Raw genomic sequence first — 13,590 nt, 5'->3', positions numbered from 1 at the left:
GCGGCATACTCACCGGCCGCGCCAGCTGAGCTCGATGCCGTCACCGGCCAACCAGCGATGTAAGTCATAGTCGTTGCTGGCGAGTCCTTCGAGCGCGTGGACGGCGCGCCGGATCGCCTGCTCGGCCGCCTTGGGGGTGAGCAGGCCGAGCCGCACTGCATCCAGCAGCTCGTCGACGTCGGCCAGGTTCGCCCCGGTGCCGGTGCGCACTTCGATGTCGAGGTAGTGGTCCTCCGACGTCCACGCCTCCGGGCCGGGACGGTATTCACCGACGTCGAGGTAGTAGTCGTGGTCGCGCTCGTGGCCAGGATTGAATTGGAACACCGTGGCGCGCAGGCCCAATGACGGCAGCAGCCACGATTCGAGGTAGTGGAATTGGGCTCGGCCGGGTGTGGGGCGCGCGACGTAGAGCCCCCACGGGCGCACGGCATACTCGTCGACCGCCCGCACGATGCCCTTGGGGTCGGTGTTGGTGCGGGCGAGCAGGTCGAACGTCTCGTGCTTGGGTGGGTGGATGGCGTCACCTTACCGGGACGGTGGCGGTCAGCGGCGCAGCTGGATCTTCCACCGCACGAAGCCGAGGTAGAGCACGGACAGGCCGGCCAGCATGCCCATGTCGAGCAGCCAGCTCGTCGTCGTGTGCTGCCAGAAGCGGTCCTGCGGCAACAGCGTGTCGGGCACCAGGTGGCGCAGGTCGACCGTCGACGCCGCCGCAGCGTAACCCCACCGGGCGGGCGTGACGAACGACAGCTGATCGAGTCCGAGCCGGCCCGTCACCGGGACCATGCCGCCGCACAGCACCAGCTGTGCCATTACCGCGACCACGAACAGTGGCATTATCTGCTCGCTGGAGCGGACCAGCGACGAGATGGCCAGCCCGAGGACGGCCGATGCGACGCAGGTGGCCGCGACGGTTGCGAACAGCTCGGCGGTGGCCGCCACCGTGCTGTGCCCGAGTAGCACTCCACCACGGGCCGGTGCGCTCTTGCCGAGCGCCACGATTGCGGTGATGATCGCCGACTGCACGACCGCGAACCCACACAACACCGCGGTCTTGGCGAGCAGGTAAGCCGTGGTGGACAGCCCGACCGCTTGCTCGCGCTGGAAGATGGCGCGTTCACCGACCAGATCGCGGATGGTCAGCGCGGTGCCCATGAACGCTGCGGCCGGCATCAGCAGCGCCAGTATCTGAGCGGATTCGTCTGGGGTGCCCGCGTTCGCACCGGGCAGATGAAACCCGTTCGAGCCCGGGACCGTCAGCGACAGCGACCCCAGGATGAACGGCAGCACCGCCAAAAAGATGAAATAGGCGCGGTCGGCCACGACCAGCCGGATCTGTCGGCGGGCGATCGTCGAGACCTGCCGTCGCACGCTGGTGTGGACCGGCTCGCCCAGCTCGCCGGGCTCATCGTCGTTGCCCCCCAATGCCTTTTGCCGATGCCGCTCGGCCTGCTTGCGTTCCAAGAAGCGCCGGTTGGCTTCGTCGGGGTCGGCGCCCACCCTGGTGAAGATCTTGGCCCAGTTGGTGGTGCCCATCGCCGAGCCGATCTGGTCCGGCGGACCGCAGTAGGCCGTCTTGCCGCCGGGGGCCACCAGCAGCAACTGGTCGCACAGGTCGAGATAGGACAGCATGTGTGTCACGACGACCACCACGCGGCCGGCGTCGGCCAGCTGCCGCAGCATCGTCATCACCTGGTGATCCAGCGCCGGGTCAAGGCCCGACGTCGGCTCGTCGAGGATCAGCAGCGACGGCCCGGTGAGCAGCTCCAGGGCCACCGACGCGCGTTTGCGCTGTCCGCCGGAGAGTTTGTCGACGCGGGTGTCGGCGTGCTTGGTCAGCTCGAGTTCCTCCAGCACCTGGGCGACGACCTTGGCCCGGTCGGCCTTGCTGGTGTCGGGCGGCAGGCGCAGCTCGGCGGCGTAGCCGAGCGCCTGGTTGACGGTCAGCTGGCGGTGCACCACGTCGTCCTGCGGGACCATCCCGATGCGGCTACGCAGCGAGGCGTACTCGGCGTGGATGTTGTGGCCCTCGAAGGTCACCGAGCCGGAGCTGGGGCTGGTGTAACCGGCGATCAGACGGGCCAGGGTGCTCTTGCCCGCGCCCGACCCGCCGATGACGGCGGTCAGCGTGCCCGGCCGGGCGGTCAGCGAGATGTTGTCCAGCAGTTGTTTGCCGTGGTCGACGACGTACTCGACTTCGCGCACCTGTAGCCCACTGCTGCGGGTCGCGGTGTCGCTGAGTTTGATCAGGGTGCCGTCGCGGACGACCAGGTCGACGTTGCCGATGGTCACCACGTCGTCGTCGCTCAGGATCGCCGATCCGATCCGGGTGCCGTTGACGAACGTTCCGTTGATGCTGTTGTCCCGGATCTCCAGACCCAGCGGGGTGGGAATCAGCGTCGCGTGTTGACGGGAGGCCAGGACGTCGGAGACGACGATCTCGCTGTCCGGGGCGCGGCCGACCGTCAGGGCGCCGGCGGTGCCCGCCGCCGAGGACGACCGCGGTGACAGCAATTTCACAAAGCGCGTTGCGAGGTTGGACACGTCGGCGGTCTTGGCGTCGATCACGGTCGACTCGGCGGGTGGTGTCGCGTCGGCCTGGGCCGGGGGCCTGGCGTGGACGACGGTGAGCTCTTCCGGTGGTGTCCCACGCGGTACTTCCGGCGGTGGGCTGCCCGGTTGTGTGCGGGGATGTCTGGGCGGACCGGTCATTTGCGGTTTCCGCGGCGACTGTCGGGGTGACACGCGCGGCGGCGGGTTTGGACCGCTACGGGTGATGGTGGTCGGCGAGTCCGGAAGCGTCGACCACGCGATGGTGGGTGGTCCTGAATCGTGCGCCGCCCTGGGCCCCCTTGCCCGGCTGGCCTGGCCTTGCTGCGGTCCCACGTCGAACGTCAGCCGCGGTCCCTGCGGATTGCCGACGTTGATGCTCTGCCCGTCGTGGATGTCGACGACCGGCATCCGGTAGCCGTTGACGTAAGTGCCGTTCAGGGAGCCGTTGTCGATGGCCAGCCAGCGGCCCTGATCGAAACGCACGATCAAGTGCGCGCGGGATATCCGGGGGTCGGCGATGCGTAGGTCCGCGTGCTGATCTCGACCGACGATCACCTCGTGACCGGCGGCAAACGAGCGTTGGGATCCGTCGAGCCGAATTGTGAGGACAGGCGGGGCGGGTCGAGTCACTATTCAAGTATTGGTGTGCGGAGTCGAAGCTCTGCATGGGATGAGCCTGTGACTTGGCTATGTATCGATGCTTGTATCGATGCTTGTATCGATGCTGTGCATCGATGCGGAAGGCTCACAGCTGGCTCATAGCGTCCGGCAGCGTTCCACCTAGCCGCGTCGGGCATGATCCGAATGCGAAAGGTACCGGGGGAGATTCGTCGTGGCCGCGCGCCGCGAACACGTACCCACCGGATTTCGCACATGGGGGGCAAACATAGATGGACGAGCTGAAGCGTCCGGCCGGGCGCTCCGGCAGCGGCCGCCGGCTGCTGAGCAACTCACGACTGACCACCGTCGTCCACCTGGTTCGCCGTGCACCACTGGGTAATTCGGGTCCCAACGCCGGATTTGGCCGATCGCCCGAGGCGCCGCGCGGCCAGACCAGCGGGCCGCGCGCGGCGATGGCCAACGGCTCTTCCTTCGCCGGCTACACGATCCTGCGGCGGCTGGGGGCCGGCGGCATGGCCGAGGTTTATCTGGCTCTGCATCCTCGGCTGCCGCGCCGCGATGTCATCAAGGTTCTCGCCGAGGCCGTCACCGCGGACAGTGAATTCCGCGAAAGATTCAACCGGGAAGCCGATCTCGCCGCCACGCTGTGGCACCCACACATCGTCGGCGTCCACGATCGCGGTGAAGTCGACGGGCAGCTGTGGATTTCGATGGACTACGTCGAAGGTACCGACGCGTCGCGATTGCTCAAGGAGCGGTATCAGGACGGCATGCCACTAAGCCAGGTGTGTGCAATTCTGCACGCCGTCGCGGGCGCTCTGGATTACGCGCACGATCGGGGACTGTTGCATCGCGATGTCAAACCGGCCAACATCCTGCTTACCCATCCCGGCGACGACGACCAACGAATCTTGTTGGCGGACTTTGGAGTGGCCCGGCATCTGGGGAACATCAGCGGGATCACCGAGACCAACGTCGCCGTGGGGACGGTCGCGTATGCCGCGCCGGAGCAGATGACCGGGTCCGCCATCGATCGGCGCGCTGATCAATATGCGTTGGCCGCCACTGCTTTTCACCTGCTGACAGGTGCGCCGCCGTTTCAGCATTCCAATCCGATCGCGGTGATCAGCCAGCATCTGCACGAGGATCCGCCCCGGCTCAGCGAGTTCCGTCCGGATCTTGCACCGCTGGACGACGTGTTCGCCAAGGCGCTGTGCAAGCAACCCACCGACCGCTTCGACCGGTGCCGCGACTTCGCCGCCGCCGTGGCCGAGCACCTGGGCGCCGACCGGGATCCGGCCCGGCTCGGTGCCACCTCGAACGCACGGCGATTTCGACCGGGGGCCCGTGGTGTCGCGTTGGCGGCGTACCACAGGTTCTCGTCACGGACCCGGTGGTCGGCTGCGCTGGTGAGTGCGGTGCTGATTGCCGTGGCGGCGACCTGGTCGACGCTGTACTCGTTCGAGCCGGCCGCTGCGCCGCCCAACCCCGCGCTGGCCTCGAGACCGTCAGCGCCTACCGTCAGCGCCGCGCCGCGTCCCGGTGGACCGGTGCTGACCGGCACGTACCAACTGACCTACGACCGGACCAAGCGGACCACCAACGGGGTGCCGATCCGGCACGACGGGGTAGCGACCAACTGGTGGGCGTTCCGTTCGGCGTGCACCACCAACGGATGCGTGGCCACCGGCGTCCAGCTCGACGACAGCAACCACCAGGTGGCCAGCACCGCCGATGGCGGCGCAACCGACACCCTGCGGTTCGCCGGTGGGTATTGGCAGGGCACACCCGAACAACAGCGAGTCGGCTGCCGTCTGCCCAACGCACAGGTCCGGGCCACGCAACAGGAGACGGTGTCCTGGTCGCTGGCGCAGCAACCGGACGGCTCCTTGCGCGGCACCGAAACCGAGACCGTGCTGAGTAACGACTGCGGCGCGCAGGGCGCCGTGGTGCGCGTCCCCGTCGTGGCCACCCGGGTCGGTGACGCGCCGGCGGGCGTGGCGCTGGGGGATCCCACCCAGGTGATCAGCGGTTCGACCACTCCGGCGCACCCGGCGCCGGCGGTGCTCGGCGGGTTGTGCACCGACATCGACAAGCTGGCCTACGATCCGACCAGCAACGAGCAGGTGGTGTGCGAGGGCAACACCTGGGACAAGGCACCGATCGCGACCGGGGTGCACGCCGCGGGCAGCTCGTGCGATCTGCCCGACGTCCCGGTGTTCGCGATGTCCACCTCGAACGACGGCTATCTGCTGCAATGCGATCCGGTCACCCGGATGTGGACGCGGCACTGAGTGGGCGTGTTTACAGACCGGGGGGATAATGCCGCCCCTCCTGTTCGCGGCGTACGTTTTCCGCCCATTGCTTCTCTTCCTCTATTTCCGATGCGGTGCGGGTTCTCCCACCATTTGGAAATAGCAATTTCGCCCGTGTACGGCCACCGATTTTGCGGCGGCGCTGTAGTCCGCGCAGCAAACTCACCGCTTCGGTGTCCGAGAATCCGGTGACGGTTGCGAAGTCCAAGCCCGCCCCAATCAGGTCGCTCGCCCAAGTGATTTCGGTCAAAAACAGCGCTCGCGCCCAGTCCAGGTCTGTGAGTGACGCGCCGTTGGTGACTGCGCGCTTAAGACGGACGGTGAGGTCGCCGAACTCATCCCACGTCGACAATCCGAGTATCTGGAATGGAAACGGCGCGTCGGCGGCCGACAGCGCCCATTGCTCCAGCGCTTGCTGTATGAACTCGCGTTCTCTTTCGGTCAGATCGACCGCCACCAAGTCAGAAGAACTCGTCATCGAGTCGATCCTAAGACCTGCATCGCCGCACTTGTCGGTGCGCCCATCTACCCTGGGGTCATGGCGTTTGCCACCGAACATCCCGTAGTCGCGCACTCCGAATACCGCGCGGTCGAACAGGTCGTGCGCGCCGGCGGCAGGTTCGAGGTCGTCAGTCCGCACCAGCCCGCCGGTGATCAGCCGGCCGCGATCGACGAGTTGGAACGTCGGATCCGGGCGGGGGAGCGCGACGTGGTGCTGCTCGGTGCGACCGGCACCGGGAAGTCGGCCACCACCGCGTGGCTGATCGAGCGGCTGCAGCGGCCCACGCTGGTGATGGCGCCCAACAAGACGCTGGCCGCCCAGCTGGCCAACGAGCTGCGAGAGATGTTGCCGCACAACGCTGTTGAGTACTTCGTGTCGTATTACGACTATTACCAGCCAGAGGCGTACATCGCGCAGACCGACACCTACATCGAGAAGGACAGCTCCATCAACGACGACGTGGAGCGACTGCGACATTCCGCCACGTCGGCGCTGCTGTCCCGGCGCGACGTGGTGGTGGTCGCCTCGGTGTCGTGCATCTACGGCCTGGGTACGCCGCAGTCCTACCTGGACCGTTCGGTCGAATTGCAGGTCGGCACCGAGGTGCCGCGCGACGGGCTGTTGCGGCTCCTGGTGGACGTGCAGTACACCCGCAACGACTTGTCCTTCACCCGCGGCTCATTCCGGGTCCGCGGCGACACCGTCGAGATCATCCCGAGCTACGAGGAGCTCGCGGTGCGCATCGAGTTCTTCGGCGACGAGATCGAGGCGCTGTACTACCTGCACCCGCTCACCGGCGAGGTAATCCGCCAGGTCGATTCGCTGCGGATCTTCCCGGCCACCCACTATGTGGCCGGCCCCGAGCGGATGGCGATGGCCATCTCCACCATCGAGCAGGAACTCGCCGAGCGGTTGGCCGAGTTCGAAAGCCAGGGCAAGCTTTTGGAAGCCCAGCGGTTGCGGATGCGCACCAACTACGACATCGAGATGATGCGGCAGGTCGGCTTCTGCTCGGGTATCGAGAACTACTCGCGGCACATCGACGGCCGCGGCCCCGGCTCGCCGCCGGCGACGCTGCTCGATTATTTCCCGGAAGACTTTCTTCTGGTCATCGACGAGTCGCATGTGACAGTGCCGCAGATTGGCGGCATGTACGAGGGCGACATGTCCCGCAAGCGCAACCTGGTCGAGCACGGCTTCCGGCTGCCGTCGGCGGTCGACAACCGCCCCCTGACCTGGGAGGAGTTCGCCGACCGGATCGGGCAGACGGTGTACCTGTCGGCGACGCCCGGCCCCTACGAACTGAGCCAGGCCGGCGGTGAGTTCGTCGAGCAGGTGATCCGGCCGACCGGTCTGGTGGATCCGAAGGTGGTGGTCAAGCCGACCAAGGGGCAGATCGACGACTTGATCGGAGAGATCCGCAAGCGGGCCGAGGCCGACGAGCGGGTGCTGGTGACGACGCTGACCAAGAAGATGGCCGAGGACCTCACCGATTACCTGCTGGAAATGGGCATCCGGGTGCGGTACCTGCACTCCGAGGTCGACACCTTGCGCCGGGTGGAGCTGCTGCGCCAGCTGCGCCTGGGCGACTACGACGTGCTGGTCGGCATCAACCTGCTGCGCGAGGGCCTGGACCTGCCCGAGGTGTCGCTGGTCGCCATCCTCGACGCCGACAAGGAAGGCTTCCTGCGGTCGTCGCGCAGCCTCATCCAGACCATCGGCCGCGCCGCGCGCAACGTCTCCGGCGAGGTGCACATGTATGCCGATTCGATGACCGACTCCATGAAGGAGGCCATCGACGAGACCGAACGGCGGCGTGAGAAGCAGATCGCCTACAACGAGGCCAACGGCATCGACCCACAGCCGCTGCGCAAGAAGATCGCCGACATCCTGGACCAGGTCTACCGAGAGGCGGACGACTCCGAGACTGTCGAGCTCGGCTCGGGCCGCAGCATCTCGCGCGGCCGCCGGGCGCAGGGTGAGCCGGGCCGCGTCGTCAGCGCCGGCATCATCGAGGGCCGCGACACGTCCAATATGCCGCGCGCGGAACTGGCCGACCTGATCAAGGACCTCACCGCGCAGATGATGGCCGCCGCCCGAGACCTGCAATTCGAGCTGGCCGCCCGGTTCCGCGACGAGATTGCCGATCTCAAAAAGGAATTGCGTGGGATGGACGCCGCCGGTCTGAAGTGATCCGGGCACCTCATACGGTGTAGTGGTGGCGAATACGGCGAGCGACGTCGGCAGTTGGCGCGAGCTGCTCGGCAGGTACCTGGGCACCTCCACACTGCTGGCCGGCGGTGTCCTGCTGTACGCCACCAACGAATTCCTCACCACGAGCTTGCTGCCCAGCACGATCGCGGAAATCGGCGGCGGCCGACTCTACGCCTGGGTGATCACCCTGTACCTGGTCGGCTCGGTGGTCGCGGCGGCCACGGTGAACACGTTGCACCTGCGTCTGGGTGCCCGCGCCTCCTTCCTCGCCGGCCTCGTGGTTTTCGGCGTCGCGAGCATCGTGTGTGCGGTCGCGCCGAACATGGAGATTCTGATCGCCGGACGCGCCTTACAGGGGGTGGCCGGTGGTCTGCTGGCGGGATTGGGTTACGCGCTGATCAACACCACCCTGCCGCGTTCGCTGTGGACCCGCGGCTCGGCGCTGGTGTCGGCGATGTGGGGAGTAGCGACGTTGGTCGGCCCCGCGATCGGCGGCCTGTTTGCGCAATTTGGGTTGTGGCGGTGGGCCTTTGGCGCCATGGCGATCCTGACCGCACTGCTGGCGGTGCTGGTGCTCATCGTGCTCACCAACGCCGTGCCGGGTGAGGCGACGGCGGCGGTGAGCCCGGTGCCGGTGTGGTCACTGATATTGCTGGGTGGCGCCGCGCTGGCGGTCAGCGCCGCGGAGTTGCCGCGCAATGTTTGCGCCACCGCGGGACTGCTGGCCGCTGGTCTGGTGCTGATCGGGATATTTGTTCGCGTCGAGCGAACGGTGCGGGCAGGAGTGTTGCCGCCCAGCGTCTTTGGTCGCGGACCGTTGAAATGGGTCTACCTGACCATGGCGATCCAGATGGGTGCGGTAATGGTCGACACGTACGTGCCGCTGTTCGGTCAGCGGTTGGCGCATCTGACGCCGGTCGAGGCCGGCTTTTTGGGCGCGGCGTTGGCGTTGGGCTGGACGATCGCCGAGGTGGGCAGCGCCTCGCTGAGCACCCCCCGCGTCGTAAGTCGGGTGGTTGCGGTGGCGCCGTTGGTGATGGCGTCGGGCCTGGCGCTGACCGCGGCGACCCAGCGCGACGACGCGTCGCTCGGCGTCGTTCTGATTTGGGCCGGGGGATTGTTGATTGCCGGCATCGGCATCGGGATGACCTGGCCGCATCTGTCCATGCGGGCCATGGACCTGGTCGACGACCCTGCCGAGGGCAGCGCGGCCGCGGCGGCGATCAACACGGTCCAGTTGATCTCGGCGGCCTTCGGAGCCGGGCTCGCGGGCGTAGTGGTCAACAACGCCGGCGGCGCGGACTTGGGCGCCGCGCGCTGGTTGTATGCCGTGATCGCGGGGCTCGCGGCGACGGCCGTAATCGCCTCCACCCAGGCCGGCCTGCGGGATCGCTGAAGCCGCACGAAACGCGGGATCGCCGTCTGCGATGCGTCGGTGACCGTCACGGGCCCGTGCCGAGCACTGACCTAGTCCGTCGTTTCCTCGGCCCGCAGCACGGCGATGACGCCGTTGATCGCGGTCAAAGCCTCTGGCGCCATTCCCATTCGCGAACCCGACAGCGTCATCGTCACCCGGACCTCGCCGTTGTCGATGTCGTGAGCGTCGGCGTCGAGCTCGGTCAGTTGCCAGTCGCGTTGCCCGCACACTCGCAGCACTTCGCGCAGCACGCCTCGGCCGTTTTCGTAAATGACCTGCAGCCGCGTGGTCCCACGCAACCTGGCTCCCAGTTGACGCTCCACCGCGCTGAAGGCCAGGGCGCTGACAAAGTGCAGCAGCACCACCACCATGGCGAGCAGCAGCAAGCCGGCACCGGACGCCATGCCGACGGCCGCGGACTCCCAGACGGCCGCCGCGGTGGTGAGGCCGTGCACGGCGCCGCGGCGCGTGATAATCAGCCCCGCACCCAAAAACCCGACGCCCGTGACGATTTGGGCCGCCACCCGGGACGGGTCGAGGATGACCGTGCCCGGAGCCAACACATTGGCGAAGCCGTACTTGCTGACCAGCATGATCAGCGCCGCCGACGTGCCGACGATGGTCTGGGTGCGCAGTCCGGCGCTCTTGCCCTGCACGGTGCGCTCTAGGCCGATCAGCGCGGTCAACCCGAACGCCGCGAAGAGCTCGACGAAGTGCCGCAGGTTTTGCACATTGCCGCCCAGCAGCGGGCCCGACAGCCAATCTCCCATGTCGTCAACCAGCTAGCGCCGGCACTCTCGCTTTCCGGTCATCGTGTCGATTTGATGACCTGAGAGTAGTGGAATTGCCATCGCTCCACGATTTGGAAGCCGAGGTAGGCGGGGAAGCGAAACGCCGGGGCGCGGCCGAAAACCCCTGGCGGCAAGCCCCGTCCGACTTGATGATCGGGAAACGACTTGTCGTAGTTGGTGATGGTCCACAGCGTCGTGCACTTGTTGATCTTGGCGGTCGTCAGCCACACCGCGACGTGCCCGTCCCACAGCGAACCGACCTTCGGCCCGTACACGCCGCGCTCGATGTCGATCAGGGGGCGGAACGCCGCCGGTCGGGTGGCCAGCAGGGCGCGAATCGGGCCTGGCCGCCACGGCACCGTGTTGTCCACCAGCAAGCAGTCGCCGGGTGCGGCGTGCGCGCTGATCACGTCGGCCACTTGGCTGTAATCCCAGCCTTCCTTCGCGTACGGCCAACGCTGGATGAATAGGTAGTTCGGAACGGCGGCCGCCGCAAACACTGCCACCACGCCGGCGATCAGCACCGGTCGGCGCGCCACGGTGACAACGCAGATGGCCAGCAGCACCGCCATTGCCGGGGTGGTCAGAATCAGGTAGCGCGGAAAGTACATCGGCTCGGCGACGGCCGAGTAGATCACCACCGCGGCGGTGGGCAGCACGATCCACGCGACACAGATGATGACCAGGCGTCGCATGTCACCGGCCGGGGCGGGTGCCCCGGCCAGTCGGGCGGCGATCGCGGCCACCATGACGACGGCGCTGAGCACCGCGACCGGCACGCTGTGATCGAAATACTGCCGCTGGGTGATGTCGAACGCGTAGTGCCAGCTCACCGGGAACAGCCAATTCACCTGGAACGCCTGCCCGTGGGCGAACACCACGAACGGGGTCATGACGCCCAACGCGACGGCCGTGGCAGCCGCCCACCACAGCGCCGGCGACTTGCGCGCCCCGCCGCGCGTCAACATCGGCAGCATCGCCGCGTACACCAGCACGAGCAGGATCAGGTTGAGGCTCAACAAAATCGACATCATCAACCCAACCGTGTAGCCGACCCACCACCGGGGCCGGCTTCGCCGCACTGCGGCGACGAGCAACACCGTCAGCCATATCGCCGCGGCGACCGACAGGGCATACGAACGAGCTTCCATCCCGGCCCAGGTGGTGCGCGGAAGAATCGCGAAGATGACGCCCGCGCACACTGCGGTCCCGCGTCCCGGGGTGAATCGGCGGGTGAACACCACGACCCCGGCGGCGGCGGCGCCGACGGCCAGTGCGCTGGGCAATCGCGACCAGAACTCGGTCGGTGGAAAGAGCGCGAACCAACCGTGCATCAGCAGGTAGTAGAGGCCGTGCACGGCGTCGATGTGGCCCAGCAGTCGCCACAGTTCGGGCAGCGTCCTGCTGGCCGCGGCGGAGATCGTCGCGCCTTCGTCGAACCACAGCGACGGCCGACTGGCCCAGGCGCCGCTGACGACGGTGGCGAGCACCGCGATCAGCCACGGGTCGAGCAACCTGCCGCGCGTTGCTACGGGCCCGGTCCCGGGATCGACATCCGGGATATCCGGGATACTCTGCTCAAGCGCGGGCGTAGCCATGTTGCTTGTCACTTTAGGGCGCACCGAATGAACCTGGTCACCGGCGAATCTCGTCGCGCTGGAGGATCGGCTCGCGGACCTGTGGTGCCCGCCGGATGCGTCGTGTGTGGAAACGGCCGTCACGCAACGCGTTCGGGCCGAAACAGCGGCATGCCATCGCGTCAGTATCGGCACCGGACCCCATCGCCGCAGCGTGGCGACCCTCAACGAGGGCTGATGAAGCCTTGCGCCACGCCGCGGATGTGTTGTTAATCTGACCCATCTAGATCGGACAACGCGCTACTGTCTTGGGGTTGGCCTGGGCAAACGACACTGGGAGGGCAAATGTCCGCTTATCGGACTGTGGTGGTCGGGACGGACGGCTCGGACTCATCGTTGCGTGCCGTGGAACGGGCGGCCACCATCGCCGGGGCCGATGCCAAGCTGATCATCGCGTCCGCCTACCTGCCCCAGCCTCAGGACGGCCGGGCCGCCGATGTCTTGAAAGAAGAGAGCTACAAGGTGTCGGGCACCGCCCCGATCTACGCGATTTTGCAGGATGCCAAGGAGCGGGCGCACAAGGCCGGCGCGAAGAACATCGAGGAGCGCCCGATCGTCGGTGCCCCGGTGGACGCGCTGGTCAGCCTCGCCGACGAAGAGAAGGCCGACCTGCTGGTGGTGGGTAACGTCGGGCTCAGCACCATCGCGGGCCGGCTGCTGGGTTCGGTGCCGGCCAACGTCTCCCGTCGCGCTACCGTCGACGTGCTGATCGTGCACACCACCTCCTGACCGGGTCGCGCTGATCGGCCGTCGGCCGCGTCGCATCGATCGAACCCGGGGCCTACCAGCCCCGTTCGCGCCACTCGTCGACATGCGGGCGTTCCGTACCCACCAGCGTGTCGTCGCCGTGACCGGGGTAGACGACGGTGGAATCCGCGTACACCTCGAAGACCCGGCTGGTGACATCGTTGAGCAACTGCGTGAAGTCGCCCTCCTGCCAGGTCTTGCCCACCCCGCCGGGGAACAGGCAGTCCCCGGTGAACAGCTGCGTCACCCCGCCGGTGGCCGGGCCGTCCAGGGCGAGCGCCACCGATCCGGGCGTGTGGCCGCGCAGGTGGATCACGTCGAAGGTCAGCTTGCCGACCTGCACGGTGTCGCCATGGGCCAACAAGCGATCGGGTTTGACCGGCAGCGGCTCGGCGTCGATCTGGTGGGCCGCCGTCGGCGCACCGGTGGCCGCGGCGACAGCTTCCAGGGCCTGCCAATGATCGAAATGCTGATGGCTGGTCACGATCAGCGAGAGCTTCGGTGCGTGCTCGCCGATCAGGTCGAGCAGTACATCGGCGTCGTTGGCCGCGTCGATGAGCAGGGTTTCGCCGGTTTCGGAACATGTCACGAGGTACGCGTTGTTGTCCATGGGGCCGACCGATGCTTTGACGATCGTGACCCCGGGCAGGGTGCGACGGGCGGCGGTACCAGGATTGACGTGACCGGTGTAGTTGTCGTCCACGATGGGCATGTGCGACAGGTTACTGGTCCGCGGATTGGGATGGGTGTCTTGTCGGTGGGGGCACCTAGCATGGAATGCGCCGTGCGCAGT

General features: G+C 67.2%; 10 protein-coding genes. 4 read left to right on the top strand and 6 right to left on the bottom strand.

Annotated features, from left to right (window positions below; genetic code table 11):
- Positions 1 to 9: 9 nt before the first annotated feature.
- Both G6N33_RS00265 and G6N33_RS00260 read right to left on the bottom strand, forming a co-directional pair.
- Positions 10 to 450 (bottom strand): DUF402 domain-containing protein, encoded by a 441-nt coding sequence (locus G6N33_RS00265; protein ID WP_044511644.1) that lies wholly within the window; start codon positions 448 to 450, stop codon positions 10 to 12.
- Between the two features lie 93 nt (positions 451 to 543).
- Entirely contained in the window at positions 544 to 3,186 is a 2,643-nt protein-coding gene (locus G6N33_RS00260) for an ATP-binding cassette domain-containing protein (RefSeq protein ID WP_179962689.1), read from the bottom strand.
- 257 nt (positions 3,187 to 3,443) lie between these two features.
- On the opposite strand from G6N33_RS00260, the gene G6N33_RS00255 reads away from it, so the two are divergent.
- Positions 3,444 to 5,468 (top strand): serine/threonine-protein kinase, encoded by a 2,025-nt coding sequence (locus tag G6N33_RS00255; RefSeq protein WP_044511645.1) that lies wholly within the window; start codon positions 3,444 to 3,446, stop codon positions 5,466 to 5,468.
- 10 nt (positions 5,469 to 5,478) lie between these two features.
- Here the strand turns inward: G6N33_RS00255 and G6N33_RS00250 are convergent, their stop codons facing one another.
- Complete coding sequence (locus G6N33_RS00250; RefSeq protein WP_044511647.1) at positions 5,479 to 5,967, bottom strand: hypothetical protein; 489 nt, start codon at positions 5,965 to 5,967, stop codon at positions 5,479 to 5,481.
- A gap of 60 nt (positions 5,968 to 6,027) precedes the next feature.
- Here G6N33_RS00250 and uvrB point away from each other — a divergent pair, with 60 nt between their 5' ends.
- Together uvrB and G6N33_RS00240 are read left to right on the top strand one after the other, a co-directional pair.
- Positions 6,028 to 8,184, top strand: a complete 2,157-nt coding sequence (gene uvrB / locus G6N33_RS00245) for an excinuclease ABC subunit UvrB (protein ID WP_044511648.1) — start codon at positions 6,028 to 6,030, stop codon at positions 8,182 to 8,184.
- 25 nt (positions 8,185 to 8,209) lie between these two features.
- Positions 8,210 to 9,601 (top strand): MFS transporter, encoded by a 1,392-nt coding sequence (locus G6N33_RS00240; RefSeq protein ID WP_044513342.1) that lies wholly within the window; start codon positions 8,210 to 8,212, stop codon positions 9,599 to 9,601.
- Between the two features lie 71 nt (positions 9,602 to 9,672).
- On the opposite strand, the gene G6N33_RS00235 is transcribed toward G6N33_RS00240, so the two are convergent.
- Both G6N33_RS00235 and G6N33_RS00230 read right to left on the bottom strand, forming a co-directional pair.
- Entirely contained in the window at positions 9,673 to 10,392 is a 720-nt protein-coding gene (locus G6N33_RS00235; RefSeq protein WP_044511650.1) for an MgtC/SapB family protein, read from the bottom strand.
- 38 nt (positions 10,393 to 10,430) lie between these two features.
- Positions 10,431 to 12,011 (bottom strand): mannosyltransferase, encoded by a 1,581-nt coding sequence (locus G6N33_RS00230; RefSeq protein ID WP_044511652.1) that lies wholly within the window; start codon positions 12,009 to 12,011, stop codon positions 10,431 to 10,433.
- A gap of 324 nt (positions 12,012 to 12,335) precedes the next feature.
- Between G6N33_RS00230 and G6N33_RS00225 the strand changes: the two genes are divergently transcribed.
- Positions 12,336 to 12,779, top strand: coding sequence for a universal stress protein (locus G6N33_RS00225; RefSeq protein WP_044511654.1), 444 nt, complete (start codon positions 12,336 to 12,338; stop codon positions 12,777 to 12,779).
- A 52-nt stretch (positions 12,780 to 12,831) separates the two neighbouring features.
- Here the strand turns inward: G6N33_RS00225 and G6N33_RS00220 are convergent, their stop codons facing one another.
- Entirely contained in the window at positions 12,832 to 13,509 is a 678-nt protein-coding gene (locus tag G6N33_RS00220; protein ID WP_044511656.1) for an MBL fold metallo-hydrolase, read from the bottom strand.
- Positions 13,510 to 13,590 lie beyond the last annotated feature (81 nt).

This window comes from Mycobacterium simiae (assembly GCF_010727605.1).
Taxonomy (GTDB): Bacteria; Actinomycetota; Actinomycetes; order Mycobacteriales; family Mycobacteriaceae; genus Mycobacterium; species Mycobacterium simiae.
The sequence above is the reverse complement of the archived record's forward strand: the minus strand, read 5'-3'. Positions and strand labels throughout refer to the sequence as shown.